We start from the raw sequence: 494 nt of genomic DNA on the forward strand, positions 1-494 counted from the left end.
ATGCCTTCGAGATGTCTCAGCTCGGCTTGTGCAAAGAACTTTGTGCCGCTGCCTTTGCGGTGGTTGCTGAACGCGATGAGCTTGTGGCGCGGCAGGAGGGCTTTGAGCCGCTTCTTGCGCTCGAGAAGCGGCAGCGCGCGCAGGTCCTCGCCCGCTGCGAACATGAGGTCGAACGCGCAGTACAAAAGCTTGGCCTCGTGACGCAGGGCGTTTTGAAGCAACTGGAAATGGGATACGCCGTCCTTCCCGATCGCAACGAGCTCGCCATCGATCACGGCGTCCGCCTTCACTCCCTCAAGTGCTTTCGCGACCTCGACATAGGAGTGGCTGATGATCTTCCCGTTGCGGCTGTAGAGCGCGACCCGACCACGCCGGATTTCCGCGACCATGCGGAAACCATCGAATTTGTCCTCGAAAACCCAATCGGGATCGTCGAACGGCGCATCCGTGAGCGTGGCCAACATGGGCTGCAGGCGATAAGGCAGGGTCGATTT

At 60.1% G+C, this 494-nt stretch carries 1 protein-coding gene; it reads right to left on the reverse strand.

All coding sequences use genetic code 11. The annotated features are described in order from the left end of the window. A partial coding sequence (locus tag AC0L20_RS39845) for an ATP-dependent DNA ligase (RefSeq protein WP_473295644.1) occupies positions 1-494 on the reverse strand: 494 nt, incomplete at both ends.

The sequence above is a fragment of the Bradyrhizobium sp. Kon58 genome, from assembly GCF_055807455.1.